The sequence below is a fragment of the Cohnella xylanilytica genome (assembly GCF_014212175.1).
GTDB classification, from domain to species: domain Bacteria; phylum Bacillota; class Bacilli; order Paenibacillales; family Paenibacillaceae; genus Cohnella; species Cohnella xylanilytica.
The window spans coordinates 57,294-81,114 of sequence record NZ_JACJVR010000004.1; the positions used below are offsets into that span (position 1 = coordinate 57,294).

Genomic DNA, 23,821 nt, shown 5'->3' on the forward strand with positions numbered 1-23,821 from the left:
ATGCAGCCTTTCGGCAGTAAAAAAATCCCGCCTCTTGAAGAGACGGGATTTCCGCAGGTTCACGCACGCCAAATTTTGCTCTATATTCTCATCAAACCAGGTGCCGCGGCCCCCGAAGCAACAACGCCGATCCCCAATCGATTATTTCAAATCGCTATCCTTGTCTCCAGAAACTCAAGATACTTGGGGTCGTCTTCCATAAAGATCGCAATCCCGGCACCCATGTAAGCCCGGGTCAGCTCGTCTGCCGCTTGATCAAGGCGTTCCTGCTCGTAATACAATTGCCCTAGCCGAAGATGAATGTAGGGATTCCCCAACCCCTTCGGACACTGGGCTGCATTATAGAAACACTTGAAGGCCTTATCGTAATTCTTCATTTGAAAATGGACATCCCCAACAGCCGCATAGATCCACGTCGCGGCTTCCCATTCTCGATGATTCTCCGGCAACAATCGGAGGGCCGCGACATATTTATTCTTGCTCTCCTCAAGATGGCCTGCTCTTGCCAGATCATCGCCTTGCTTACACAGCGCGGAAATTTCGGCATGGGTGGAATCCGGAAGTTGCACCGTCGTCTCTCCTATCCTATTGTTTTCTGACTTTCATCAAAAATAATCGCGCCTGGGGATTCTTTCGGCGAAGACTCTACGGCAAAGTCCGGGGTGGCTTTGTTGGAGAAGGCGGCTTCCAGGCTAGCAGAATTCCGGCGTCACCGCAGCATTTGCTTACGCCCTCCATATCATCTCTTCCAACCTCCCAAAGCCACAAATCATTGCCGATTTTCCTTAGGGAGCCGCGGCCCTGTTCTTGGACAATCCATTCTCCAAGCGTCATGCCTTGAATGTCGATATGAAGATGGTTATCGTTTAGCATATTGCAGGGATAAACCATTCTCAGCATATCCCCCCTATAACGAACCTTCCCTTTGAATCTCCCGGGAGTTTCTTTGTTAAAAATCCTTGCATCCTCATAGGGGAACAATTTGATCAGATTCTCGCCCGCCGCATAGTAAAAAGCATTTGCCACTTTCGGGGCAGCATACACGATTCCATACGGACAGCTGATTCTCTTCGATACATCTTCCACAAAGCCGATGAAATTTTCATATATGTCGTCAATAGGTACAGCACACTGGGCATCCATGTGATGAAAGCCGCTAAACTCGTCGGTCATGTACCCAAAAGATGCAAACCAAGGGGAATAGCCATTCTGTTCGTTATATAATCGAAATGCCGTAACTTCTTTAGAGATTATTTTCCTTTTGAGTTCGGAGAGCGAGGTTTCTATCCAATCAACATAGAGTCCATCCTCCTCATTCTTGTATGTATAATACCCGGCAGATGTAACCCTTGCGCCGATAGCATCAAAGAACGACTCGCCAGCCTTGCAAGCCTCCATTGGAGTGACTTCGCTAGTGTCATACATGGCCAAGCCCGTACACATCTATCTCACCTCTATGCCGCGGATAAGGACCGTACTTCGAATGCAGCCTTCGCAGCCGCTTCGATTTTTGATTGCAGCCTTGAAAATCCATGAAAATCCATTTTCACTTCTTTGCCTTCCTTTCGTTCAAAAACCCGGGATGGCCCTTCGTTCATTCTGCCCTAGATCGCGATCTATCGAAATCCTGCAAATTAACCATTTTATTGGGCTTCGCTTTGGGTTGTGCTTGGGTGTGTTGACATAAAATCAAAGGAAATATACAATAACGATGCAAGCAAGCACTTGCATGGAAGGGTGGCTTATGAACGACGCTTACCGCACTAGCGATAAAATATTGATGACGGCGATCGATCTCATGTCCGAGAAAGGTTACGACGCGACGACAACCAAAGAAATCGCCGCCGCGGCCGGAGTGAACGAAGTCACGCTGTTTCGGCATTTCGGCTCGAAGCAGAAGCTGCTCGAGACGGCATTCGAGCGTTATTCCTATGAGGAAGAGATGACGGAGGTATTTCAAGAATCGCTGCAATGGGAGCTGTACGAGGATCTTCTCCTCATCAGCCGGACCTACCATAAGATCATGAATCGGAACCGCAAATTGCTGTATATGGCTCTGAAAGGCAGCAGCAAAGAAATTTATCAGAAAGCCGGGCGCCTTCCCCAGCATTTAAGAACGCTTCTGACCCGGTACTTCGCGGTTATGATGGACAAGAAGAAGCTGTCGACGCCCCATCTGGAGATGACCGTCTTCTCCTTTATGGCCATGAATTACGGCGCTTTTTTCTCCGCCGATGACGGCAAGGAAGCTCTTCCCGAACAAACCTTGGATGAGTTTATCGAAGAAAGCGTCCGATTATTCGCTAGGGCTCTAACCCCCTAGCTCTTTTATTGCCCTATCTGCAAGTAAGTACTTGCATTACAAATCGACTGCCGAACGGAGGAATTCCCATGAAGCACACCAACAAAACGATGGTCTTAATCGCCCTCATCATCGGCATGATCTTCGCCGGACTGGATGAGACGGCGGTCTCGACGGCCATGCCCGCGATTATCCGGGACCTGCAAGACATGACGCTGTACGGCTGGGTAGCCGGCATCTACCTGCTGACGATGAGCGCCTCCATGCCCATCCTTGGCAAGCTGTCGGATCTCTTCGGGCGCAAACGGCTTTATCTGATCAGTATCGCTCTCTTCATTCTCGGCTCTCTGGCGAGCGCCCTCGCTCCAACGATGGAATTCTTGCTTCTAGGCCGCGGCATTCAAGGGGTCGGCGCAGGCGGTCTGATGCCGCTGGCCATGGTCATTTTCGGAACGAGCTTTACGTTAGAGCAGCGCGTCAAGCTGCAGGGGCTGTTCGGCATCCTGATGCTTCTGCCCCAGTTGGTCGGTCCCATGATCGGCGGCTATATGGCGGACCATCTAAGCTGGCACTGGGTGTTCCTGATCAATCTTCCCGTCAGCTCGCTGGCCGCTCTTCTGATGTTCCTGGGACTGCGTGAAGAGAACCGCCGCGAACCGCGGCGTTCGGTGGATTACGCCGGAGCGCTGACTCTGGTGGGGGCCATCCTGTGCCTGCTGCTGGCTCCCGTGCTCATCGAGAACATGGGCCTAGCTTGGACCTCTCCGCCGGTGCTGGCGCTGCTCGGAGCTTCCGGCGTCCTGCTGGGTCTGTTCCTCCTCGTCGAACGCCGGGCCGCCGAACCCCTCATTCCCCCGCGCCTCTTGCGGAACCGCAACATCGTGGTCATGGCCCTCCTGATGTTCACGGCAATGTGCGGCTTGATGGGAGCGGCGTCCTCCTTCCCGTATTATGCCCAGATCGCCATGGGCTTCTCGGCTGCCGTATCCGGCTACTTCACGCTGATGCTGATGGCGGGCGCCCTCCCGTTCAGACTGGCGTTCGGCTTCCTAATGGCGCGCATGCCCTATCGTACGCTGTTCAGCGCTTCGTTCCTGTTCCCGGTCGCGGGACTGTTGATGGCCCTTCGAATCCATCCGGGCCAGAGCTTCTTCTACCCCGCCCTCTGCTTCTTCGTCATGGGCATCGGCACAGGAAGCCTGATGGCCGGGGATACTCTGCTCATTCAGGAATCCGCGGAGGAAGCGGATCGGGGCGTCGCGCAATCCGCCGTGCAGCTATTCCAGACCGCGGGCGCCAGCATCGGCATGAGCATGTTCGGAAGTCTCCTCGCCGGGCGGCTGAACGGCGGCTTGGGGCCCGAGCTTGGGGAGAAGAATGCGACTGTCTTGACGAACGCCTTCCATCATCAGTTCGGGCTGGCTCTTGCGTTCGCCATCGCCGCCGTCATCATCTGCTTCTTCTTCGGCAAGGGCGTCCTGGTCTCGCAGGCTCCGGCCGATCGCAATCCCGTAACCGGTTCGCCGGGCGGTTCATCTTAATCAAGCCCTCGAACCCTGCCTCCCTTATTTATTCTTGCGTCATGATCGCTTCGTCCGCGTACCAAGCCAGCATCTCGGACAGCCGTTGCCGAATCGCCGCACGCAGCTCCTCCGGCTGCCGCACCGCCGCTTCCTTGCCGAGCCCGACAAAATACGAAGCGTAATACGGGATGTCGCTTCTCGGCACATAGCCTTCGAGCCACCCCGTGCCGTCATCCCGAACATGGAGCAGGGGTACCGGACACGGATCCGCCTCGCATGCTTCCACTCCCTCGGCGGACAGCTCGGCATACAGGTATACGCTATCGCCTTCAAGGCGAGACAGCTTCTCCCTGCTCCCCAGATGAATCTGTTGCAGGTCAAGCGGCGGGGAATCCGAGGGAACGGCAGAATGAATCCGGTCGCAGCGGAACACGCGATAAGACTTGCGAAGGAAGCAATAGGCCAAGCAGTACCACAATCCCTCCTGGGTGTAGATGCCGATCGGTTGAATCTCCCGCTTCCCCCGCTGCTGTTTGGAGGCATAATCCACATGCAAGACGACTTGCCGGATGGCCGCATCCAGCAATACGGACAGATGCGGGGATTGCGCATGCCGAACCGGCGTAATGAAGTCGACCCTGTCCCTCATCTGATCGATCCGGACGCGCACATCTTCCGGCATATAACTATAGAACTTGTTCAACACGGCCGACGTCTCCGTCTCGAACGGCAGAGACGAGTAATGACGCAGCGCCTGGACAGCGAAAAAGACCGCCGCCGCCTCCCGCTCCGTAAAGGCGATCGGAGGCAGGAGCCGTTCTTGCAAAATCCGGTATCCCCCATGGGGACCTACTTCGGAGTACAGAGGTACGCCTAGTTCGCTTAACTCCTGCAAATCCCTCAGAATCGTCCTCGCAGACACCTTGAACTCATTGGCAAGCTCCTTGACCGTAAATCGGCGCTTGCGATTGACCGCGACAATCAATTCCATCAACCGTTTGGATTTAGACACGTGCCCCTCCTCCCCGCCTGCCGAAAATCCGCGATAACTATGACGTGATTTGTCACTATCATCCGATACAATCGAAGATGAGTCCAGTACCAAAACAAATTCAAGGAGTTGAATGAAGATGAATGTGAAGTTCACCCCATTTATCATGCTCGACGGCCAGGCGAATGAAGCGATCCGATTCTACGAGCAGGCTCTTGGCGCGAAAGTCGTGTTCAAACAAACGTTCGGAGAGACTCCGGAGGCAGCCGACGCTTCGATGACCGAAGAAGCGAAGAACAGAATCGCCCACTCCGTTCTGATTGTCGGCGGCTCCGAACTGTTCGTCAGCGATTCGGAACCCCATCTGCGATTGGAGCGCGGAGATCAGGTCAACATCTGCATTACGGTGAAGGAAGCAGCCGAAGCGGAGCGCCTTTACGATGCGTTGCGTTCGGATGGGAAGGTGCTCTCGCCCCTGCAATCGCTCTACTTCAGCCCCGCCTACGGCATGGTAACGGATCGGTTCGGAGTGACCTTTCAAATTTTCACGGAGAGAAGCTGATCTTCGAGCGGACGTGCCCTTAACGGCGAATAACCAACAAGGAGCTGCCTCGGGCAGCTCCTTTTGGGTCTCTGTCTAGAACATCGGCTTTATGACCATCAGCACGGTTACTGCCAAGGTCAGCAGTTGGGCAGTCGTCTCCAAGGGCGCAAGTCTCCGCATCGCCAGCCCGACTTCGGCGGATATCTCAGGACCTTCGCTCTCCGACGCGATCCGGGCGATCCTTTTCATACGCGGTTCGATCCATCCGGCAATGGCGACGATCAAGAGAAGCGAGAACAGGATGGAGAGGTTCAGCCACATTTGAGAGAACCCCATATCGGCGATGACCATGAGCCAGATACCGGTCAGCACGAGTACGGTGCCGCCTATTTTAAAGAACCAGGCAACCTTAGACGCAATGTCGAAAAAAAAAGCGGAGCTGCGCGGCGGTACGGGCCGATCTGCGGACGATAGGCATCAAGAAGGCCGAGCCGATCACGGCGACCGCGGCGAGTATATGCAGGAGAAGCAACAATCCGTACAAGCGATCCACTCCCTCTCCCCGATTAGCGAACCGGCGTCTCGCTGCGATAAGCGAGACCGACCCTTTTGCCTTTAAACGGCCCCGCAAGCTCGAGATGGTTCAGCATACAACTCGCTACATCCTCATAGGCGACGTCCAGTTCCTGTAGCCGGCTGAACAAGTGGCCCGCCAATTCGGCTTCGGTAAGCTCCCGTATCGTCTCCGGGAACGGCAAGGGCAAGACTTCCGCAGTTAGGTGCAAACGAACCGGCGGCGAATCCTCCTTCGAATCGATCATCGTTCCCGGACACATGACGGACCAATCGAGCGCGGTCCGCCGCAGCCGGTCCAAATTCCGGTTGTGATACTGGAACGCTGGCGGAAAGCCCGGAAGCTGGTTGCCGATGAGGTCGGTATACGGAATATCGAGCAGCCCGGCCCCTCCCATCAGCCATACCCGTCCCGAGAACAGAGGCTGATTCTCGCATTGGCTGACCATGTTGTCGACGATCCGAACGAACTCTTCTCCCTGTCCCGCATGACCGGCCGCCAGGATGGCGACGTCCTGATGCGCCAGAGCCGCGAAGACGCTGCCCGGATCCAGGATGTCCTGCCCGATCACCTTTACTTGCTCGGCGATCTGCCGGTCTTGCTGCTCATACAGCTTATCCGGATTGCGCACGAAGGCGGTCATCTCATGCCCCATTCGAACGCCTTGCGCCAGCGCTCTTTTCCCCGTATTGCCGGTTGCTCCGAAAACTATGATTTTCATCGTTCGATTCCCTCTTCCTCCGAAGGATTTTTCCAATTTTTACTGTTTGGATTGACTTAAGCATATCATCGGTCATAAAATCTTGTTAAGAACGCACTTTATTGTAGGTCACCTACTTCAAAGTAAGCATAGCGAGGAGGACCGCCGGCATGAGATCGAGCGCAGTGGCGGCATCAGAGAGGAAATGCCCCATCGAGACGGTGATCCAGGTGTTGGGCGGGAAGTGGAAGCCATTGATTCTATGGCATCTGCTGGACTCCCCCAAACGGTTCAGCGAGCTGGAGAAGCTGATTCCCGAGGTGACCCAGAAGATGCTGGCGCAGCATCTGCGGGAGCTGGAGAACGACAGGCTGGTGACGCGGACGATCTACCCGTCGGTTCCCCCCAAAGTGGAGTACAGGTTGAGCGAATATGGCCAAACGATGGTGCCGGTCTTGGAAGTCATGTGCAAGTGGGGCGAGACCCATAATGCGCCGGACTCGAGGACGGCTGCTCAAATAACCGCACAGCCGATGTAGAATGTCCGGCATAACGATCAAGAGCTGCCCAGCGGCAGCTCTTTTCATGTTGAGGTTTAGTTTGAATGCGCATCCATCTGAATAAAGCGCAGACCCAGGTCGGGCCCGGTTCGCTGTACTAAAATACCGTTCGCCTATGTCAGCTTTTTGAAGACGACCTCCAGCTCCATCGATCTTTTTAACGTATTGTAAATAGGGGATTTGGCAAGCGCGCCAAGGCAAAATTCGTCAAAAGCCTTGTCCTCGAGATCCGCATATAAATAAACGGTCACCGTCATCTTGGAGATAAACGGCTCTTCCTCGTACCCTTTCACCCCAAGGAGAGATAAGGGGTTCTCCAGAGAGAGATTCAGGACTCCTTCAATCTCCTCAATGATCGAACCCCTTTTTTTCGACTGCTCCAATAACGTCAACAGGATGCTGCTTAGCACGGATCCTGCGAAGTATTCCATGCTGCTGATCGGTTCGGATTCCGGGTCAAAGCTGATTTGCTTCTCGATCTGAAACCGGTTTTTGCTCGTATAAATCTTCACGGAAGAGAGATCATTCGATGTCCCTCTGAAGCGGATATCGAAAACCTTGGACTCATACGGGGCGTTAAGTTTATCATTGGCCCGGTTCATGATATTTGCTCCTTAGGATGGAAGCCGCTTCCGTTAACGAACGTATTTTGCCCGATATCGTATCGAGCACGTTGACCGGACTATTGGAGAAGGTAGCGAAGCCGCAGTCCGGATTCAGCCATAATCGATCCTTGGGAAGATAGGCCATAGCCTCTTCCGCTCTTGCAACGATAGGAGCTGCGGTCTCGATGTCATCCGTACGCGGATTGATCACGCCCAGACCAAGCGCCTTATGCTCCGCTATCCTCGGATCGGCCAGCAAGGAGCTGAGCTCCCCCGCCCTCGGCGTCGAGAATTCCAGAGCCAACAGATCCGGATCCGCCTTGGCGAACAACTCAAGCAGCGGCGTATAGGGTCCGGCCAATAAGGTGCTCTCCTTCTTGCTCCAGTTGCCTCTGCAGACGTGCAGAGAAGCGACCGTCTGGGTTCGGTCGATAGACTCCATCATCTGTCCGATCAAGGAGCCGGCAAATTCAAGCTCCTCCGTCGGATCCTTCCTCTCGGAGAGAGCCGCGCACATGAACGACCTCGGCTTGCCCTCCGTGAATACGACCTCGGTCAAGACCGGTTCATCGAATTGAATGACGTCGACCCCGATGCTGACAAGGTTGTCTATCTCTTCCTTCAAAATCCCGATCACGTCTTGCCCAAGCTCTTCCTTGCTCCCATATGCCTTGCCGGAGAGATTCCGAAGCCACATCGATCGGGTCAGCAGATAGGGACCCGGCAACGTGACCTTAACGGGCTTGTCGGTGAACTTCTTCAGCATCCGAAGCTCGCTGGCGACAATATCCCCCTTGTACCGCAGCTTGCCCGCGCATATCGCATTCTTAATGCTCACTGCCGGAACGTCGAGCGCGGTCAGCATGTCCTCGAACGCCTTCTTATCCTCCACATAATCCAGCATTTCGCTCATGCTCATCATTTGAACGCCGCCGATCTTGTCGGCGACGAAGGACACGTAATTATCCCGTCCCAATTCGCCGCTTGTGAGGACATCCACCCCCAGATCCTCCTGCAGCTTGACGACTTGGCGAGTCTCCTCCTCGATAAGCCGGTCGAAGTCGCTGGGGTCCATCCGTCCTCTTCTGATCATTCTTAAGGCGCTCAGCACCTCTTTGGATCTCGGCATGCTTCCGATTAAGGAAGTGGGGAATAACGGCAACCGATTTTTCATATGTTTGATCTCCCGCAGCGAATCTAAATAGGGAAAGAGAAGTAGCGGAACTCATCCACGCTTCTCTCTCCAATGGAATTACTTATTCAAGAACTTCAGATAGTCATTGGCTTCGCGCAGCTGCTGGAATCCCGTGATTCTGCCTTCCACCCATTCCTTCAAGCCTTCCATATCCATCATTTTCCGATGGGCCTCATTGGTATAGTCCATTCGATGAAGCACCTTCTGCCATTCCAGGAACCGTTCCGTCTGGAAGTCGGGATGCGCCGTGAAAATGCAGTGGTCATATGCAGCCGTCGTATCGATGCATACCAGCTGATTCTCGTCGACCGTACCGTCCTTCTTCCAGGCTTCCCAGTTCAAGTCCAGCGTTACGGAGGCGTCGACCGTTCCGGCCATTAATGCCTTCATGGCATCCAGTTCTCCTCCGACATGGTCTCCATGGAGGCCGACGCCGATATCGAACCTTCGCTCCGTATAGTCCGCCCCGTACTCAAGCCCCTTCTTATGCAAGTGGTGGATCGGAATCAATCTCGCTTGAGGAGAATCGATCGCTCCGAAGCCGATCGTCTTGCCCCGCAGCCCTTCGAGATTGGCAATGCCGCTGTCTTTCCGAACCACGAAGACGGTCTGTCTGTCTCGGTCCGTATCTCTCATGGAACCCATCTGGCATTGGCCATCGGTTCTCAGATACGTATCCAACCAGGCCAGAGGGGAATTCCAGGCGATGTCGATCTCCCGGTTCATCAAGCCGTCGACCTGTCCCTCATAATCCTTATAGAAGACGCATTCGATCTCGAGCCCTTCCTCTTTGAAGAAATCCGCGATGATCCCCCAGATTACGGTAACCCGCGGATCGTAAATGACCGCCCCGACTTTGATTTTCTCCTTGCTCAACCGAGCTCACTCCTTTGCTTCTTTACGGAATCATCTGACCCGTTAAGGCTTTCCCAAGCCAAACCGACAGAACGTCTGCGCTTGGAGCCATAATTTGACCCGCATACGCGTCTCTCAGCAGCCTTTCCAATGGCAGAGCCTTATTGTAAGCCTTCCCTCCGCCCACTCGCATGGCCAGCCTTCCGCATTCGATGGCAGCTTCCGAGGCGAAGATTCGGGCTGACAAGATCTTGGCAAGCGCGTCGGCTTCTCCGTCGGCGCCTGCTCTAGCGGCCTCCATCGTCATTGCCTTGGCGGCGGTTGCCTGTTTGTAAATGTTGCCGATATGAATCTGGACGGTCTCGATATTGGACAAGGCGCTTCCGTCCGGGTACTTCCTGTTCGCGGCATGGGCGCTCGCTATCTCGAACATGTGCAAGGCCGTACCGCTGTAGATCGCTCCCAGCCCTGTGATGAAGAACGGAGCGACCACTTGGAAGACCTGCTCCTGGCCGGAGCCTTCCGCTCCGATGCGGTGAGTCGAATCCAACGTCACATTATCGATGCTCACGGGACTAGACGAATTGCCCCTCATGCCCAACCCCTGCCACTCCGACAACTCGAAGGACAGGCCTTCCGCTTCCAGAGGGAATACCCAGTTGTTGATCTTCCCCTCTTCGACGGATGGGGCAAGAACGAGATAGTAGGACGCATAGGATGCGGACGTGACCATGCTCTTCTTCCCGTTGAACGTGGTCAGGTCCCCGTTTACCTCGGCGGTCATCTCGGTAATATAAAAGTGGGTGCCCGACCCGAATTCGCTGTAGGCCAGAGCCATGAATTTTCCGTTCTCGATGATGTCCGCGAATACCCTCTTCTTCAGTTCGTCGCTTCCATGAGTGACCAAACACATGACCGCCACATTATGCATCATGTAGCAAAGGGCGGTAGTAGCGCAGGTCTCCGCGAACGCCAGACAAGCCTGGGCATGCTCCTCAAGGCCTCTGCCGAATCCGCCGTATTCTTCCGGTATGAGAAGTTTCAGATAGCCTTGTTCGCCCAGCGCCTTAAAGGACTCCTCCGGGAATCTCGACTCCTTGTCCGTCAGATCCGTATAGGGTTCTATGTAGGACTTTGCAAATGCCTTGCCTTCTTGATAAACCCGATTCATAAGGTTCCCTTCCTTTTCCTCGCGTTATGGGAGAGCCGATCTGCCTGCGTCTGCACAACTACGTACCGACATAAATATATCACACCCTTAATTTGAAGTGAGAGGATTTCGGCAAAATGAAAGGGGCGCCGCTGGAGGACGCCCTTCATCTATGCCTATGCCGACTAGTTCGCGTCGGTAATAACGAGCTCATCCAGGTACAGGCTGTCACCCGGGACTCCCGACGGGCTATAGATCTCGAGGTAGACATTGGCAGTCCCGTCCGGCGCGGCAATGTTAGCGACGGCCTGCTGCCAGTTCGCCGATAAACCGCTCAGCGGGATAACGTCGGTTCGCAATAGCGTCTGGCTTCGATCCAGCCATTTGACCCGGAGTGTCACCTCGGATAGAGATCCGGTCCCTTGCTTGGCCCAATAGCTCACCCGCTTATTGCCGGCGCTTGCCGTAAACCCTGGCCAATTGGCGGCTACGATGCCCCAACCCCATGGACCCTCTACGTCTACCCGGAGGCTGCCGGTCCCGCGATGCGCTTCGGACGTCGATGCCGTAACGGAAGCGGAATACCAGGACTGCCACTGCCCGGAAGAATTCTCGCCGCCAGCCGTGTCGGCATCAAGCGCATTAGGCGCATCGCCTACCGTCATGTCGTCCAGGTAGAAATAATCTCCCGGATTCCCCGATCCGATAATAGATACGAGCACGGTCGATGCTCCTTCAGGAGCATCCACCAATGCAGACTCTTGCTGCCATTCGGCCGTCAGAGCGGGCGATCTCAGTTCGTTCGTTTGCAGTACCGTCTGGTTGCGATCCAGCCATTTGACAATCATCCTGGGCTGTATGTTCGTCCCCGAACCCAGCTTGCCCCAGAAGCTAAGCTTCTTCACTCCTGCGGTCGTAGAGAAGCCGGGCCAATTCGACAGCGCCGCTCCCCAGCCCCATGGATCGGTCACATCGATACGAAGACTGTGCGTCCCGCTTCTCGCCTCATTAGCAGACTGCGAGACCGTTGCCGAATACCAGTTCTGCCACTCGCCGATAGAACCTTCCAGAGTAGACGTATCCGCGTCCAGATCGTTTGCGGCAGGCGTCGGCGTCGGCATCGGCGTATTGCCGCTTGAACCGCCGAAGTCGGGATCGCCGGTGAAGGAGCTATTCGCATCTTGGTTGAATGGCGCGGATCTCCAGGCATTAAACGACACGGCCTCTCCGTATCCTTGGGCGAATCTCCAATTGCCGAAGTATTGATTATCATGGAAGCGGTTATTGTTCCCGAACATCACGTCCTTTTGAATACCTGCAACGGTATAGGGCGACCACGGTATATTATCGGCTCCTGTCGCAATCAGAGCCTGTACGCCGCAGTAAGTGCCCGCGCAAGGCACCGCATTCTCGTCGAAATGAAACTCGTTGTTATTGACCTCAATATCGCGTGCATGCCAACGGCAGTCGGTCTTGTACGGCTCGTCGGCAATATCGGTATAGCAAGGATGCGCATCGCTAATCGGATTCGGGTAGTCATAGCTGCGCCCGGAGTCCGGAATCATCGTTGGAGCCGCGAATGGCGTACAGTATCCCGTGCTTGTATTGCCGTTCGAATTGCAGAATCGGTTTGCATTCTCGTAGATAGAGACGCCCGAGAAATTATCGATGAACGAATTGTTGTAGATTCGAATCTTGGGCGCCCCGCTCACAGCCGAAGCAAGACGTGCATCGCCGCCCGATTCGGATAGGTAAATGGCCGGGCCGGGCGATCCTTGATTGTTATTTCCGCTTGCCCATGCATTGCGGCTGATCGTATTGTTACGGATCGTAGCGTTGTAACTGATCTCGTACCAGATGCCTTCGCCGTCGTTATGGTCGATCCAATTCCCTTCAATCAGGAAGTCGATGTTATTCGTATCTGCCCACAGACCGGTTCCTTTGTTGTCGTGTATGTAGTTGCCCGTGATCTTCGCGCCGTTCACGTCCCAGAACTTGCCTCCGCCCGTGCAGCCGCAGCCGGGAATCTGAGCTTCCCAGTTATCCGTATTATTGCCGGCAATCTCGTTATGGTCGAGCACGATATTTTTAATGGCCGAATCTCCTTCGACCGGAGGTCTATACATGCTAAAGCCATACTGACCGTTATCCTTCAGGCAATTGTAACGGACAACATTATCGGTGCCTAGAAATACGCCTGCGCCGTCATTATTGGAGATCGTGTTATATTCAAGGGTCCAACCGGTACCGGCATCGTGGTTGACGACGCCTTCGTTATGGTTATCATGGCCTCGGCCAAAGTTCGTGATGGTGAGATTCTGGATGGTTACGTTCGGCACGTCGCCCGTGAATGCGTACAAATTGATATTCCGCCCATCGAGAATGGCGCCCGGAGCTCCGATATAAGTCGTGTTGGCCTTCGCTTGAATCTGACCGTAAATATCATTCGCAAGCGTGTGCGTGCCCGGCTCGAACCAGAACGTAGCCCCTGGCCGATTGAAGTCGAAGCTGCTATTATCCCCTGCCGGAACGATCACAGCCCCATCGGGAGCGGCGCTGGGACCGCTTAATAATCCCGTATCGCTGCATATAGCCGCTGGCGGAGAAGCGGGCCAAGAATCATCGGCATAGGCAGGATTGACGAAGGATGGCATAAGGGTTCCTGCGAAAAGAAGCGTCAATAGCACGACAATGAACATAGTGCTATGATGAGGGCGGATGGCTTTCATTCGGCACTCTGCCTTTCTTGGCGGTATTTTCCTCTCATAGTGCCTTTCTTTGACGCCATCGTCAATGATCATAAAGCCTCATTATGGCAAGTTGAAGGGCCATCCTTCAGCGGATGGCCCCTTCCTGATGGCTTCAATATTCTCCTTTAATGACGAAGAACGAACCTCGAATGGTCCCAGCCAGTTTGGACTTCTGCCTGGCGAATTTGAACTTCTTCTCTTCCAGCTCCTTAGGAACTTCCATCCCCTCGGATAGCTTAAATCCAACAGCCCGCTTCTTGGGATCATCCACCGTATACAGGACGTTGACCGCTAAACCATCCTCATAGAAGACGAAGGCCCAATTAATATTCTCTACTTGAAAACGCGATGTCTCTAGAGGCCGGGCCGCAAACTCGATACCGCGTTCTTCCTTCAAAACCCGCTCCACGTATTCAAGCGTCTCCTGGCTCTCGCTGGCGGGTACGACCGTAAATTCGTGCTTGTATTTGTTCATGAAGTAGCGGGCTTCGTTCGCGCGTAAACCCGCTAGCGCTTCGGCTACCGGCGAAGATTCCAGACCGGCCGTAGACACCTTATTAAAATCAACGATAGTGGACATTCTTCATACCTCCTGCTGATCTCTTTTACTTTTTCACAACCGGAATCCACATCTCGCCATAGACGAGGCCGTCTCGCTGCCCCATCTCGACCGTCGCGTTGGGCCCGCCGACATAGGCGTAATGATCGGCTGCCGGCAAGACTTGACCGAAGGCAATGCCGGTAAGCATGCCGCTCAGCTCGTCAGCCGACTTCCCTTCGCCTTTAACGACGAGGTATTGTCCCTTAGGGAATTGGATCACTCGGTGTTCTTCCGGGATCGACGAATCGGTCATAACGCCGGCATAATACATCATCTTGTTATTTACCGCTTCGTTTACGGCAAAGATATAGTCGTTCGCGGCAATCGCCTTTAACGTGTCGAGCCTTCCATCCTGCTCCACGGACCGCCAGAAGTTTTCCTTCTCCTTATTCATGCCGGCATAATCCGTGTAATCGCTTTTCAGCTCCGTTCCAATCCCAAGAACGATAAAGCTGTCTTTTTCCTCGAAGGTATACGTTGCCACTCATCCCAGCTCCTCTTTTTTTTGAATGGATCGATTTGTTTATTCACTTGATGGGTTTATCATAACCATAAATCCTGTCAGAATGGTAGCAGGAGTCTAGCGGGTTCGCTCTCTATTAGAGTTTGCGGCTCTTCGGGCGCAGCGCCCAGGAGGCGATGCCAAGCGCGGCATAGAACAGCGGGAGAATAACATGGAATCCGCCGTCGCCGTAATCATGAGCGAACACATGGGACAAGGCCGCGCCCGTCATTAGAAAGAAGATTCCGCTATAAGCCCATTCCTTAAGCCGGGGGAAGCCCGGCATGACGATCGCAATGACACCAAGCAATTTCCAAGCCCCGAGAATGTTCGTGACATATAACGGGAAGCCGATATCGGTCACCAGATCGACATTGCCGCCATAGCGCATCAATTGCCCGATCCCGCTTAACGCAATAGAGAAGGCGAGAATGATCGTGACAGTCCAATAAGCGACCTTCCTTCCAATAGGGCGGGAATCAACCTTCGCGATGTTCTCGTTGCCGGTAATCGTACTCATTCCTAATTCCTCCTTTGATCTCGTTTAATCCGCTTGATGGGTTTATAATAACGATAAATCATGTCAAAATATGATACTGTTTAGAGGGCCCGATGAAAAAAGTAGAACGGATTAACGTCATCATGCGGTACATCAACAACCGCGCCCATTTCACCATCTCGGAGATCATGCAGGAGTTTAACATCTCCCGTTCGACGGCGATTCGCGATATCCGGGAGATCGAAGCGATGGGAATGCCGCTCGTCGCCGAAGTCGGGAGGGACGGGGGTTATTCCGTGATGAACAACTCCGTCCTGCCTACTGTCCGCTTTACCGATAACGAGATCAAGGCTCTTTTTATCGCCTTCATGGCCACGCGGAATCTACAGCTCCCTTATCTCAAGAGCCGCCACTCTTTAGCCGAGAAATTGCTCGGCCTCATCTCTCAAAACCAGCAAGACGATCTGGTTCTGTTAAATCAAATCCTGCTCTTCGAAGGGACCAACCCCCGCAATCCCGACCTGCTCGATCTATCGGATCTGCCTCACCCTATGTTAGAACAACTCATCCAGCTGCTTCTTGCAGACAGATCCTTAACGGTTGCCGTCGAAGAAGGAAGGGAGCTCAAGTCTTACTCCATCTATCTCATGCGCCTCTATCGGGAGAAGAGCTCTTGGCAAATCGAAGGCTTCGATCTGGAGGAGGAGCGGAGGCGAATTATTCCGGTCGATCATCTCGCCGATGTCAAACCGTACTCCGGGAAAAAAAGAATAAGCGAGAAGAGGATTGCAGAACGGCTAAGCAAGCAGGAGGAAGCCGTCAATCTAGTCCTCGAGCTTGGTCCCAAGGCGATTGCCCAGTTCAAAAAGTATCACCCGATAAAAATGACCCTTTCATACACGAATCCTTATCAGACCACGGCTATTTTAAAGGCCTTCATCGATGTCCGTCATCCGGACGAATTGGCCGAGATAACGAATTGGCTGCTTTTCTTGGGCGGAGATATCAAGGTTAGGGAGATCCCGGAAGAAGTTGTAGAAGAATGGCGCCACAGAGCGGGGATATTAGGAGACAAGTAATTGACCGTCATGCGGAGAAGGAGGCCCCTTGCCTGGCAGAGCTTGGTTTCATGCACCTTCTCCGTTAAACAAAAAATCCACATATTGAAAAAGGTTCCATCAAAAAATGAGACCCTTTTCAATATGTGAATTGGCTGCCATTTAATAACTTTCACGTTCGCAACACAGCGAATGCCCCTAAGCGCGCAATTGCAAATTTTGAGATAGCGTTCTAGCGTGCGCGCGTATCATTTGAACCATCCCTTATCTTTAAAACGCTTGATCGCCTCGACCCGGTTGCTGACATCTAGTTTATCCAGAATAACGGAAATGTAATTGCGGACCGTCCCCGCCGTGATAAAGAGTTGTCTGGCGATTTCCTTCGTGTCTTTGCCGTCGGCCATCAGCACCAGCACCTCGTTCTCCCGGTCCGTCAACGGATTCCCTTCATTGAAGACGTCATCCACCAGCTCCGAAGCGTAGATCCGCCTTCCCGCCATTACGCTTCGAATAGAGGCGGCCAGTTCCTCGCTTGGGCTGTCTTTGAGCAAATAGCCGTTCACTCCCGCTTTAACCGCGCGTTCGAAATAGCCGGGCCGGGCAAAGGTCGTCAGAATAATGACCTTGCATCCGCTTCCCTTCAGTTCCTCCGCCGCGTCCAAGCCGTTCTTCCCCGGCATCTCGATGTCCATGATACAAACGTCCGGTCTCAATTGCGACACGAGCTTGACCGCATCCTCCCCGTTATTGGCCCTTCCGACGACCGTAATATCGCCTTCCAACTCCAGGAGCGCGGCCAGCGCTCCAAGAAGCATCTTCTGATCCTCGGCAATGACAACCCGTATCATCGGGATTCCTCCTTATCCGACCGCTTGTAAGAATTCGGCACTTTAATGACCACGGTCGTCCCTTGGTCGGAGACGAGGTCCAGAGTCCCGTTCACGAATTCAAGCCGCTCCTTCATCCCCCGTATGCCGTTGCCCCTTGAACAGCCGATCGAATCGACCACTCCAATTCCATTATCCCGCACCGTGACCACGACCTCATGCGCGTCCGGTTCGATCGCTATGGAGCAGGAAGTGGCGCGGCTGTGCTTCACGACATTGGTGACGGCTTCCTTGATACACATGCTGATGACATTCTCGCCCAGAAGGGACGTGCTCGCCAGCCTGGGGTCGCCCGTCAACGTAAACTCGATTTGAGCCGCCATCAAGATCTGTTTAACCCGGTACAGCTCATCCTCCAGCTTCGTACCTCGCATCTGCATGACCATCTCGCGAACTTCCTTTAACGCCGTTCGAGCGGTCTGATGGATATCATGGATTTCAATCGCGGCCTGCTTCGCGTTTGTATGGATTAATTTTCCCGCCAACTCGCTCTTTAGGCCAATCAGGGAAAGCTTCTGTCCCAACGTATCGTGCAGGTCGCGGGCAATTCGTTGCCGCTCCTCCAGCTTGACCAGCTCGGATATTCGCTTGTTCGCGTCCTCCAGCTGTCCCTGCAGCCGGCCCTCTTTATTTCTGTTATAAGTGCTTATCGGAAGCAGAATAACGGCGATCAGGCTCAGAAAGACAAAGGGCAGCTGTTGAAAAAAGACCGGATTTTGGATGACGAAGCCATAGTATACCGTAGCGAAGGTGCTGACGATGTGGATGGTGTATAGCGTGAAGAAGACGACCCGATTCTTGAGATTGCCGATAAAAAAGGCCAGAAAAAGCGAAAAATACACGTAACCGAACGTCAGGCTCATCGCACACGATATCGCGATTTGCACGCTCGTCCAAAAATAAACGAGCCACCCTTTGGACACAAAGGATAGCACATAACATACGAAATAGACGATGATCATCGCAATGCCTATGACGATCGCATGCGTGGACGAAGAACGGAAGACGAAATAAAAAGGGAGGATGTAAAAGACAACCCATACGTAAGGACTAAGCCCGGTATTTTTACGCGACACTTGGCTCCAATTCTGCATAGGCTCTCATCCCGCCCCCTGTTCCCTCCATTATTCCCCTTGCCAGTTCGGCCTATGACCGGCCATCGGCTCCTTGATGGATGCCTTCGCGGCTTCGGGTTTGCCCAGAAGCGACTTGACCTCCTTGAAGCGGACGAACGTCTTGCTCTTGTCGTTCCATAGGCGGTACCGAAGCGACTTCAGGCTTGTCGCCACCGTGATCGTCGTCGCTTTCTGAAGAGGCGGCGTCTCCTTGTGCGCCTTCTCCAAGTTATAGTTGGGCACCTTCGGACTCAGGTGATGGACGTGGTGAAACCCGATATTGCCGGTGATCCATTGCAGAACCTTGGGCAGCTTGTAATAAGAGCTTCCCTCCACCGCGGCTTGCACATAGCTCCATTCCTCCTCATTCTCAAAGTAGGAGTCCTCGAACTGGTGCTGTACATAGAACAGCCAAATCCCGAGCAGCCCGGATACCATAAAGATCGGGCCTTGGATCATCAGGAAGGACTGCCATCCGACAGCCCAGCATAAGCCTGCATACAAAGCGAGGATGGATAGGTTCGTGACGTACGTATTGATTCGTTCCTTGCGCTTGGCTCCCTTGCGATTAAAGCGGTATTCAATCAGGAAGACGGCGATCGGACCGAGCCCGAACATGACGACAGGGTTGCGATAAATCCGGTAGGCGATCCGGCGCCACCACGGAGAGTCGGCATATTCCTGTACCGTCAGCAGCCACATATCCCCCGTGCCCCGCTTATCGAGATTGCCGCTCGTCGCATGATGAATCGCGTGCGAGCGTTTCCACTGCTGATAGGGGACCAGAGTCAGGATACCCGTAATCGTACCCAGTATATCATTAGCCAAGCGGCTCTTGAAGAATGATTGGTGACAGCAATCGTGGAACAGGATAAACAGGCGGATCACAAAGCCGGCCGTTACGATAGCCAGGAGGAGCGTCAGCAAGTAGGATACGGCAAGGGACAAATAGGCCGCATACCAAAGAAGCACTAGAGGCACCGTCGTATTCAGGATCTGCCGAATACTCGATCGGGTATCGGTCTTCTCGTATGGGGCCATCGCGCGCTTCAGCCTGGAGATCTCGGTATCTGCCACGGGCGTTTATTCCTCCTTAACCGAACAGTATCATTATTATAGAAAACAAGAACTGTCCGTTGAAGTCATAAACGTCAAGCGGAGGGCATGACAAATGTCATGTGCATGCGATAAATCCCTTTAGCCCTCGAAGGAAATTCCAATATATGAGCTTGCATATTGGCTCGAACTGCTGTAGTATGAGAGACCTGACCGACGTGAAGCATCGAATGGCTCAGTCATACTATCGCGGGGTGGAGCAGCCCGGTAGCTCGTCGGGCTCATAACCCGAAGGCCGCAGGTTCAAATCCTGCCCCCGCAACCAACCTGCAATTCCGGCTACATACGATAGGAGAATGCCTCTAAACCACTGAACGTGGATTAGAGGCATTCTTTGTTTGTATCGTGTCGAAATCGTCCGTTTTCGCAATGCTTAAGGCTCGACCGGAAAGGGGTCAAACCCTTTTCACCCTCTGCTCGATTCCATCCAGCAATAAGAGAACCCCGGAATGGAACAGTTCGTCCGAACCCATCAAATTAAACACGCCTTCTTCGTGCATCCGTCGAAGCAATTTGAATGGCGATAGATCCGAGTGAGCATTCTCCGTTTTACCCGCCTCTAACGATATCTGCAGCATGCGTTGTTCATATTCTTCAACGGCGAAATGGATGACGTAGTTAAACAAATGGGTCGTGTATGAAAATTTTTGCTCATCCGTCAACGAAGCAGGTTCGATCATCTGCAACAGGGATTCGAACAGTTCCATAAAATCGGCCTCCGGCCTCGACTTCATCAGAAGTTGACCGGAGCAAGGAAACTGCTGGAGCTTCCTCCGAATAACCGTCGCGCTTAGCTGAAGCCTCTCCCGCCAGTCTCCTTGCTTGGGAAGCTCGCTTATGATCTCTCTCGATACCAGGTTGGCCAACGCTTGATAAATAACCTGCTTACTCTCGAAATACCAATAGATCGTAGGGGCTTGAACGTTCAATTCCTTGCAGAGGTTTCTTATTGTGAAATTCTCGATTCCATGTTCGGATAGAAGCCGCCACGAGGCCGCTATGATCTTCTCCTCGCTGATATGTGGCCTGCGATGAGGCATGGGAAGCATTCCAACTCCATTCCATAAATTCTTATATGCCTTATTATACTCTATATGGAGGGGAGCTCAGCCACGGATTACTCCTCTAATTCCACATCTTCGGCGGGCAGCGGCCTCTGGTTGAACATGCCTTCCCCTGCTTTCGAGGAGAGACGTACATCCCTCATCCCGCGTTCGATGGCACTTACTTCATAATCGCGCAGCGCGGTCAGAAGTTCCTTTTCCCCGTTTTTAACGCTGATTAATTGTTTCGAGAGCTCGCAGGCATCGAAGAGGGCCGCGTTCCCGCCGATCCCTGCCGGTGTCATGGGGTGCAGGGCGTCTCCCAGCAAAACCAGAGAGGTCGTCTCTTTCCAAGGCTTATACGGCAGAACATTACGGAGATGATAGACGGCCGTCTTCTCCGGCTCCGCTAATTCCAGCATCCGTTTTACTTGCGGATGCCAATGCTTGGTTTTCTCTTGAGTGAAGGACAACAATTCGAACCCGTTCAATTGGAAGAGCTGCTCGTCAGGAATCCCCAACCACTCGGGCGAACACGCGAACACGGCGTACAGGTAATCCTGTTGAGGAGAGATCTTCATCTGAAGGGACATGGATTCGGGCAAATGTTCCATATTCGGCTTAAAGGCCATGTCTTCAAGCAGGAGGGAGACCGGAGCATCACCTTCCGGAGCTAGAAGGCATCTCATGCTGCCATCCCCAATGAGCCTCCTCAGTTCCTCTCTCCGCGCCTCATTCAGAAATACCTTGGTATAAAGCGCCCTTCCGCCCGTATCGAAAATGTTCACCCCCGGTTTGTACTGATGGCGAACTTTGGAGCCTCCCCCGTCAGCGCCAACCAGGACATCCGCGTCCATATGCTCCCCATTATCGAACCACGCTCTTAGGCGTCCGTTTTCTAACCTTTCATAATGGGTGAACCGGTACCCGTAACGGATTCTGTCCCCTAGTTCGCCAAGCAACACTTCACGGAAGGTAAACCGATTGACGGCTGGCGTGGCTTCGGCTTTGTCGTACAGCGGGTGCTGTTCTTCCGCGGGCTCCAGAGAGATCGGATCCAGGAAGACGGGGTGTGCCGGTCCTATAACGGATGTTGCCATATAGAGATCGTAAAGCTTCTCAGGGAGACAAAACCGCAGCGCATGGGAACCACTCTCATTTATTTTGATTCGATAGCCTGTTTGAACGAAGTTGTCCTCCTGCTCGCGTTCGTAAACATAAAAGTCGATGTGATTCTTTTTCAAACTTTGCGCCAAGGCAAGTCCTCCGAGACCGCCGCCGATAATGACTACGGATAGTGAGCTCATAAGAATCCCTCTCTTTAACTAAGTTATATTTATATAACATCGTTATATTACAGCGTTCCTCCTCCGTCTGTCAATGACTGTTAATGAGCAAGCCATTTCCTGTATGATGAGGCTATGAAAAAAATCTTATCTCTCATGGACTGGGGTATATTCGCTCTTCGTCTATACCATTATATTTTGCTGTTATCCCGGGTTCTGTCAGGAAGCGAGTTCTCGAACCGGACGTTATTAAATGCGGTCTGGCTGGGCCTGGCCCTTGTCGTCCCTTTGCTGTTCTGGTTCCCTGGGCGCCGCGAGAACAAAGTCTGGTTCGGCGTGCTGGAGCTATTGCTAGGCGGTTCTTATTATGTGAATTCCGTCATTCATCCGGATTTGACATCGAAGGCGGACTACTTGCTGCCGAGTCTAGCAATGGGGTATTTATTGACGAAGCGAACCCTTTGGATCCTTCCCTTGCTTGTCCTCATCCCCTTCTCCTTCCAGTCCTCCCTAAGATTATCTTGGGAGCAATCCCTAAGCATCGGAACAGACAACCTGCTGTTCGGCTTCATCGGGATGTGGGCAAGCTTCGTCGCCAATGCGTATGACCAGAAGAACAAGCTGGTAGCGGAGGTGGAGCGTCAAAATAAGCTGTTAACTCACTACTCGGCCGAGATCGAGAAAATGACGTTGCTTGAAGAGCGCAACCGAATGTCCAAGGAGCTTCATGATACGCTGGGGCATTCCTTTATCTCGCTTATCCTGAGCCTTGATGCTTCTTTGGCCCTTATGGATAGCAAGCCGGCCGAGGCCAAGGATCGGCTCATTCGCAAAAGAGCATTGGCGGAGGAAAATTTGGACGAAATGAGGAACATCGTGCACGAGATGGGGGAAGAAGAGGAATCCAGTCTGATCCGACAGGTCGAATCCCTGGCGAACCGTTTCCGGGAGCACACGGGTACGGCTCTGACCTTGAGTTTGCCGGAGACAGAGCGGTCCATCCGTTTTGAAGTCCGGCAGACGATCCTTCGGGTCATCCAGGAATCCTTCACCAATGCGCTAAAACACGGGAAAGCCTCTCAGCTTCATCTCGAGCTTACATATTCGGAGAACCACCTGAGATTGTCCGTTCGCAATAACGGCAAACCGATCGGCAAGCCGCAGGACGGCTTCGGCTTGACCACGATGAGACATCGGGTGGAGCGGTTGGGAGGCCGTCTGCGCCTATCGTCCGGGGAGGGAGCTCCAGCGATAACCGAAGTCCGATGCGAAATCCCGCTGACAGGAGTGATGCCGCATGGCGAAGATTAAAGTGCTGCTCGCCGACGATCAAGAGTTAATTCTCGAGAGCCTGCATATCGTGCTGTCCATGGAACCGGATTTGGAGATTGTCGGTCTGGCCAAGAATGGGGAAGAAGCCCTGCAGGGCTGCGAGCGGTTGAAGCCGGATATCGTGCTGATGGACGTCAACATGCCGGTCATGGACGGCGTCGCCGCCACGGCCCTGATTAAAGAGCGAATCCCTGCGACCAAGATCGTCATGCTGACTTCCTATAAGGAAGTGGAGTACGTGGTATCGGCGTTAAGCTATGGAGCGGAAGGGTATCTGCTCAAGGCCATTCATCCCAGAGACCTGGCTGCAGGCATACGAGTCGTTCAGGCGGGAGGGACGTTAATCTCGCAGGAGATGGCGAGTAAAATGATCCGGAACATGACCGCTGCCGCCCCTGCGGCAAAGAATGAATTCGGGCTCACGGTCCGCGAGATCGAAGTGCTGCACAAGCTGGCTGCCGGCCTGCGCAATCAGGAGATTGCCGAGGCGTTGTATCTGAGCGAAGGAACGGTCAAAAATTATATCTCAACGATCTATTCGAAGCTTAATGTGAAGGGAAGGCGGGAGGCCGCCCGCAAAGCCCGGGATTCGGGATTTATGGATCCTTCATTATGACTAAACCGCACTGTCTC

25 protein-coding genes and 1 tRNA gene are annotated in these 23,821 nt (G+C 53.4%); 8 read left to right on the top strand and 18 right to left on the bottom strand.

Annotation, left to right across the window (positions count from 1 at the left end):
* Positions 1-146 precede the first annotated feature (146 nt).
* Positions 147-569: a tetratricopeptide repeat protein gene (locus H7B90_RS01505; protein WP_185134098.1), complete on the bottom strand. Its 423-nt coding sequence runs from the start codon at positions 567-569 to the stop codon at positions 147-149.
* Positions 570-645: 76 nt separating this feature from the next.
* The gene (locus H7B90_RS01510; protein ID WP_185134099.1) at positions 646-1,443 is read right to left on the bottom strand and encodes a hypothetical protein; all 798 of its coding nucleotides are present in this window, start codon (positions 1,441-1,443) and stop codon (positions 646-648) included.
* Between the two features lie 268 nt (positions 1,444-1,711).
* Between H7B90_RS01510 and H7B90_RS01515 the strand changes: the two genes are divergently transcribed.
* Both H7B90_RS01515 and H7B90_RS01520 read left to right on the top strand, forming a co-directional pair.
* On the top strand, positions 1,712-2,323 hold the full coding sequence (locus H7B90_RS01515; RefSeq protein WP_246578500.1) for a TetR/AcrR family transcriptional regulator: 612 nt from the start codon (positions 1,712-1,714) through the stop codon (positions 2,321-2,323).
* A 68-nt stretch (positions 2,324-2,391) separates the two neighbouring features.
* A complete protein-coding gene (locus tag H7B90_RS01520; RefSeq protein WP_185134100.1) occupies positions 2,392-3,843 on the top strand; it encodes an MFS transporter in 1,452 nt (483 codons plus the stop codon).
* Between the two features lie 28 nt (positions 3,844-3,871).
* On the opposite strand, the gene H7B90_RS01525 is transcribed toward H7B90_RS01520, so the two are convergent.
* Positions 3,872-4,837, bottom strand: coding sequence for a helix-turn-helix transcriptional regulator (locus H7B90_RS01525; RefSeq protein ID WP_185134101.1), 966 nt, complete (start codon positions 4,835-4,837; stop codon positions 3,872-3,874).
* Positions 4,838-4,955: 118 nt separating this feature from the next.
* Between H7B90_RS01525 and H7B90_RS01530 the strand changes: the two genes are divergently transcribed.
* The gene (locus tag H7B90_RS01530) at positions 4,956-5,378 is read left to right on the top strand and encodes a VOC family protein (protein ID WP_185134140.1); all 423 of its coding nucleotides are present in this window, start codon (positions 4,956-4,958) and stop codon (positions 5,376-5,378) included.
* Positions 5,379-5,453: 75 nt separating this feature from the next.
* On the opposite strand, the gene H7B90_RS33300 is transcribed toward H7B90_RS01530, so the two are convergent.
* The gene (locus tag H7B90_RS33300; RefSeq protein ID WP_306421756.1) at positions 5,454-5,732 is read right to left on the bottom strand and encodes a DUF2269 family protein; all 279 of its coding nucleotides are present in this window, start codon (positions 5,730-5,732) and stop codon (positions 5,454-5,456) included.
* 194 nt (positions 5,733-5,926) lie between these two features.
* On the bottom strand, positions 5,927-6,655 hold the full coding sequence (locus H7B90_RS01540; protein ID WP_185134102.1) for an NAD(P)-dependent oxidoreductase: 729 nt from the start codon (positions 6,653-6,655) through the stop codon (positions 5,927-5,929).
* A 149-nt stretch (positions 6,656-6,804) separates the two neighbouring features.
* On the opposite strand from H7B90_RS01540, the gene H7B90_RS01545 reads away from it, so the two are divergent.
* Positions 6,805-7,173 (top strand): winged helix-turn-helix transcriptional regulator, encoded by a 369-nt coding sequence (locus tag H7B90_RS01545; RefSeq protein ID WP_185134103.1) that lies wholly within the window; start codon positions 6,805-6,807, stop codon positions 7,171-7,173.
* Between the two features lie 134 nt (positions 7,174-7,307).
* On the opposite strand, the gene H7B90_RS01550 is transcribed toward H7B90_RS01545, so the two are convergent.
* From H7B90_RS01550 to H7B90_RS01585, 8 genes are all read right to left on the bottom strand, one after another.
* Positions 7,308-7,796: an OsmC family protein gene (locus H7B90_RS01550; RefSeq protein ID WP_185134104.1), complete on the bottom strand. Its 489-nt coding sequence runs from the start codon at positions 7,794-7,796 to the stop codon at positions 7,308-7,310.
* Positions 7,780-8,973 carry a cobalamin-independent methionine synthase II family protein gene (locus H7B90_RS01555; RefSeq protein ID WP_185134105.1) on the bottom strand — a complete coding sequence of 398 codons (1,194 nt, stop codon included), beginning with the start codon at positions 8,971-8,973 and terminating at the stop codon, positions 7,780-7,782. The genes H7B90_RS01550 and H7B90_RS01555 overlap by 17 nt, the downstream gene beginning before the upstream one ends.
* Before the next feature lie 78 nt (positions 8,974-9,051).
* Complete coding sequence (locus H7B90_RS01560; protein ID WP_185134106.1) at positions 9,052-9,870, bottom strand: phosphate/phosphite/phosphonate ABC transporter substrate-binding protein; 819 nt, start codon at positions 9,868-9,870, stop codon at positions 9,052-9,054.
* Positions 9,871-9,892: 22 nt separating this feature from the next.
* Entirely contained in the window at positions 9,893-11,020 is a 1,128-nt protein-coding gene (locus H7B90_RS01565; RefSeq protein ID WP_185134107.1) for an acyl-CoA dehydrogenase family protein, read from the bottom strand.
* A gap of 164 nt (positions 11,021-11,184) precedes the next feature.
* Positions 11,185-13,728, bottom strand: a complete 2,544-nt coding sequence (locus H7B90_RS01570) for a right-handed parallel beta-helix repeat-containing protein (RefSeq protein ID WP_185134108.1) — start codon at positions 13,726-13,728, stop codon at positions 11,185-11,187.
* A gap of 133 nt (positions 13,729-13,861) precedes the next feature.
* Positions 13,862-14,329 carry a DUF8821 family protein gene (locus tag H7B90_RS01575; RefSeq protein WP_185134109.1) on the bottom strand — a complete coding sequence of 156 codons (468 nt, stop codon included), beginning with the start codon at positions 14,327-14,329 and terminating at the stop codon, positions 13,862-13,864.
* A 25-nt stretch (positions 14,330-14,354) separates the two neighbouring features.
* Complete coding sequence (locus H7B90_RS01580) at positions 14,355-14,834, bottom strand: GyrI-like domain-containing protein (RefSeq protein ID WP_185134110.1); 480 nt, start codon at positions 14,832-14,834, stop codon at positions 14,355-14,357.
* Between the two features lie 115 nt (positions 14,835-14,949).
* A complete protein-coding gene (locus H7B90_RS01585; protein ID WP_185134111.1) occupies positions 14,950-15,372 on the bottom strand; it encodes a DoxX family protein in 423 nt (140 codons plus the stop codon).
* Positions 15,373-15,464: 92 nt separating this feature from the next.
* Here H7B90_RS01585 and H7B90_RS01590 point away from each other — a divergent pair, with 92 nt between their 5' ends.
* Positions 15,465-16,430, top strand: a complete 966-nt coding sequence (locus tag H7B90_RS01590; RefSeq protein WP_185134112.1) for a helix-turn-helix transcriptional regulator — start codon at positions 15,465-15,467, stop codon at positions 16,428-16,430.
* Between the two features lie 227 nt (positions 16,431-16,657).
* Here H7B90_RS01590 and H7B90_RS01595 read toward each other — a convergent pair whose 3' ends face one another.
* The 3 genes from H7B90_RS01595 to desA are packed head-to-tail and all read right to left on the bottom strand — an operon-like array spanning position 16,658 to position 19,488.
* On the bottom strand, positions 16,658-17,257 hold the full coding sequence (locus H7B90_RS01595) for a response regulator transcription factor (protein ID WP_185134113.1): 600 nt from the start codon (positions 17,255-17,257) through the stop codon (positions 16,658-16,660).
* The gene (locus H7B90_RS01600) at positions 17,254-18,390 is read right to left on the bottom strand and encodes a sensor histidine kinase (protein ID WP_185134114.1); all 1,137 of its coding nucleotides are present in this window, start codon (positions 18,388-18,390) and stop codon (positions 17,254-17,256) included. The genes H7B90_RS01595 and H7B90_RS01600 overlap by 4 nt, the downstream gene beginning before the upstream one ends.
* 30 nt (positions 18,391-18,420) lie before the next feature.
* Positions 18,421-19,488 (bottom strand): Delta(5) desaturase DesA, encoded by a 1,068-nt coding sequence (gene desA, locus H7B90_RS01605; protein ID WP_185134115.1) that lies wholly within the window; start codon positions 19,486-19,488, stop codon positions 18,421-18,423.
* 227 nt (positions 19,489-19,715) lie between these two features.
* On the opposite strand from desA, the gene H7B90_RS01610 reads away from it, so the two are divergent.
* Positions 19,716-19,792 (top strand) — tRNA-Met (locus H7B90_RS01610).
* Positions 19,793-19,922: 130 nt separating this feature from the next.
* Here H7B90_RS01610 and H7B90_RS01615 read toward each other — a convergent pair.
* Entirely contained in the window at positions 19,923-20,576 is a 654-nt protein-coding gene (locus H7B90_RS01615; protein WP_311772662.1) for a TetR/AcrR family transcriptional regulator, read from the bottom strand.
* A 68-nt stretch (positions 20,577-20,644) separates the two neighbouring features.
* Complete coding sequence (locus H7B90_RS01620; protein WP_185134116.1) at positions 20,645-21,877, bottom strand: FAD-dependent oxidoreductase; 1,233 nt, start codon at positions 21,875-21,877, stop codon at positions 20,645-20,647.
* Between the two features lie 114 nt (positions 21,878-21,991).
* Between H7B90_RS01620 and H7B90_RS01625 the strand changes: the two genes are divergently transcribed.
* Together H7B90_RS01625 and H7B90_RS01630 are read left to right on the top strand one after the other, a co-directional pair.
* Complete coding sequence (locus tag H7B90_RS01625) at positions 21,992-23,167, top strand: sensor histidine kinase (RefSeq protein WP_185134117.1); 1,176 nt, start codon at positions 21,992-21,994, stop codon at positions 23,165-23,167.
* Positions 23,154-23,804, top strand: a complete 651-nt coding sequence (locus H7B90_RS01630; protein ID WP_185134118.1) for a response regulator — start codon at positions 23,154-23,156, stop codon at positions 23,802-23,804. Before H7B90_RS01625 ends, H7B90_RS01630 begins: the two co-directional genes overlap by 14 nt.
* The last annotated feature ends 17 nt before the right edge of the window (positions 23,805-23,821 follow it).

Bases quoted from the DNA above. Each gene is read 5' to 3' on its own strand.
- H7B90_RS01565 (WP_185134107.1), bottom strand. From the start codon at position 11,020: ATGAATCGGGTTTATCAAGAAGGCAAGGCATTTGCAAAGTCCTACATA.
- H7B90_RS01630 (WP_185134118.1), top strand. From the start codon at position 23,154: ATGGCGAAGATTAAAGTGCTGCTCGCCGACGATCAAGAGTTAATTCTC.
- H7B90_RS01550 (WP_185134104.1), bottom strand. From the start codon at position 7,796: ATGAACCGGGCCAATGATAAACTTAACGCCCCGTATGAGTCCAAGGTT.
- H7B90_RS01520 (WP_185134100.1), top strand. From the start codon at position 2,392: ATGAAGCACACCAACAAAACGATGGTCTTAATCGCCCTCATCATCGGC.
- H7B90_RS01615 (WP_311772662.1), bottom strand. From the start codon at position 20,576: ATGCTTCCCATGCCTCATCGCAGGCCACATATCAGCGAGGAGAAGATC.
- H7B90_RS01540 (WP_185134102.1), bottom strand. From the start codon at position 6,655: ATGAAAATCATAGTTTTCGGAGCAACCGGCAATACGGGGAAAAGAGCG.
- H7B90_RS01600 (WP_185134114.1), bottom strand. From the start codon at position 18,390: ATGCAGAATTGGAGCCAAGTGTCGCGTAAAAATACCGGGCTTAGTCCT.
- H7B90_RS01620 (WP_185134116.1), bottom strand. From the start codon at position 21,877: ATGAGCTCACTATCCGTAGTCATTATCGGCGGCGGTCTCGGAGGACTT.
- H7B90_RS01545 (WP_185134103.1), top strand. From the start codon at position 6,805: ATGAGATCGAGCGCAGTGGCGGCATCAGAGAGGAAATGCCCCATCGAG.
- H7B90_RS01585 (WP_185134111.1), bottom strand. From the start codon at position 15,372: ATGAGTACGATTACCGGCAACGAGAACATCGCGAAGGTTGATTCCCGC.
- H7B90_RS01510 (WP_185134099.1), bottom strand. From the start codon at position 1,443: ATGTGTACGGGCTTGGCCATGTATGACACTAGCGAAGTCACTCCAATG.
- H7B90_RS01625 (WP_185134117.1), top strand. From the start codon at position 21,992: ATGAAAAAAATCTTATCTCTCATGGACTGGGGTATATTCGCTCTTCGT.
- H7B90_RS01590 (WP_185134112.1), top strand. From the start codon at position 15,465: ATGAAAAAAGTAGAACGGATTAACGTCATCATGCGGTACATCAACAAC.
- H7B90_RS01555 (WP_185134105.1), bottom strand. From the start codon at position 8,973: ATGAAAAATCGGTTGCCGTTATTCCCCACTTCCTTAATCGGAAGCATG.
- H7B90_RS01515 (WP_246578500.1), top strand. From the start codon at position 1,712: ATGCAAGCAAGCACTTGCATGGAAGGGTGGCTTATGAACGACGCTTAC.
- H7B90_RS01570 (WP_185134108.1), bottom strand. From the start codon at position 13,728: ATGAAAGCCATCCGCCCTCATCATAGCACTATGTTCATTGTCGTGCTA.
- H7B90_RS01530 (WP_185134140.1), top strand. From the start codon at position 4,956: ATGAATGTGAAGTTCACCCCATTTATCATGCTCGACGGCCAGGCGAAT.
- H7B90_RS01575 (WP_185134109.1), bottom strand. From the start codon at position 14,329: ATGTCCACTATCGTTGATTTTAATAAGGTGTCTACGGCCGGTCTGGAA.
- H7B90_RS01595 (WP_185134113.1), bottom strand. From the start codon at position 17,257: ATGATACGGGTTGTCATTGCCGAGGATCAGAAGATGCTTCTTGGAGCG.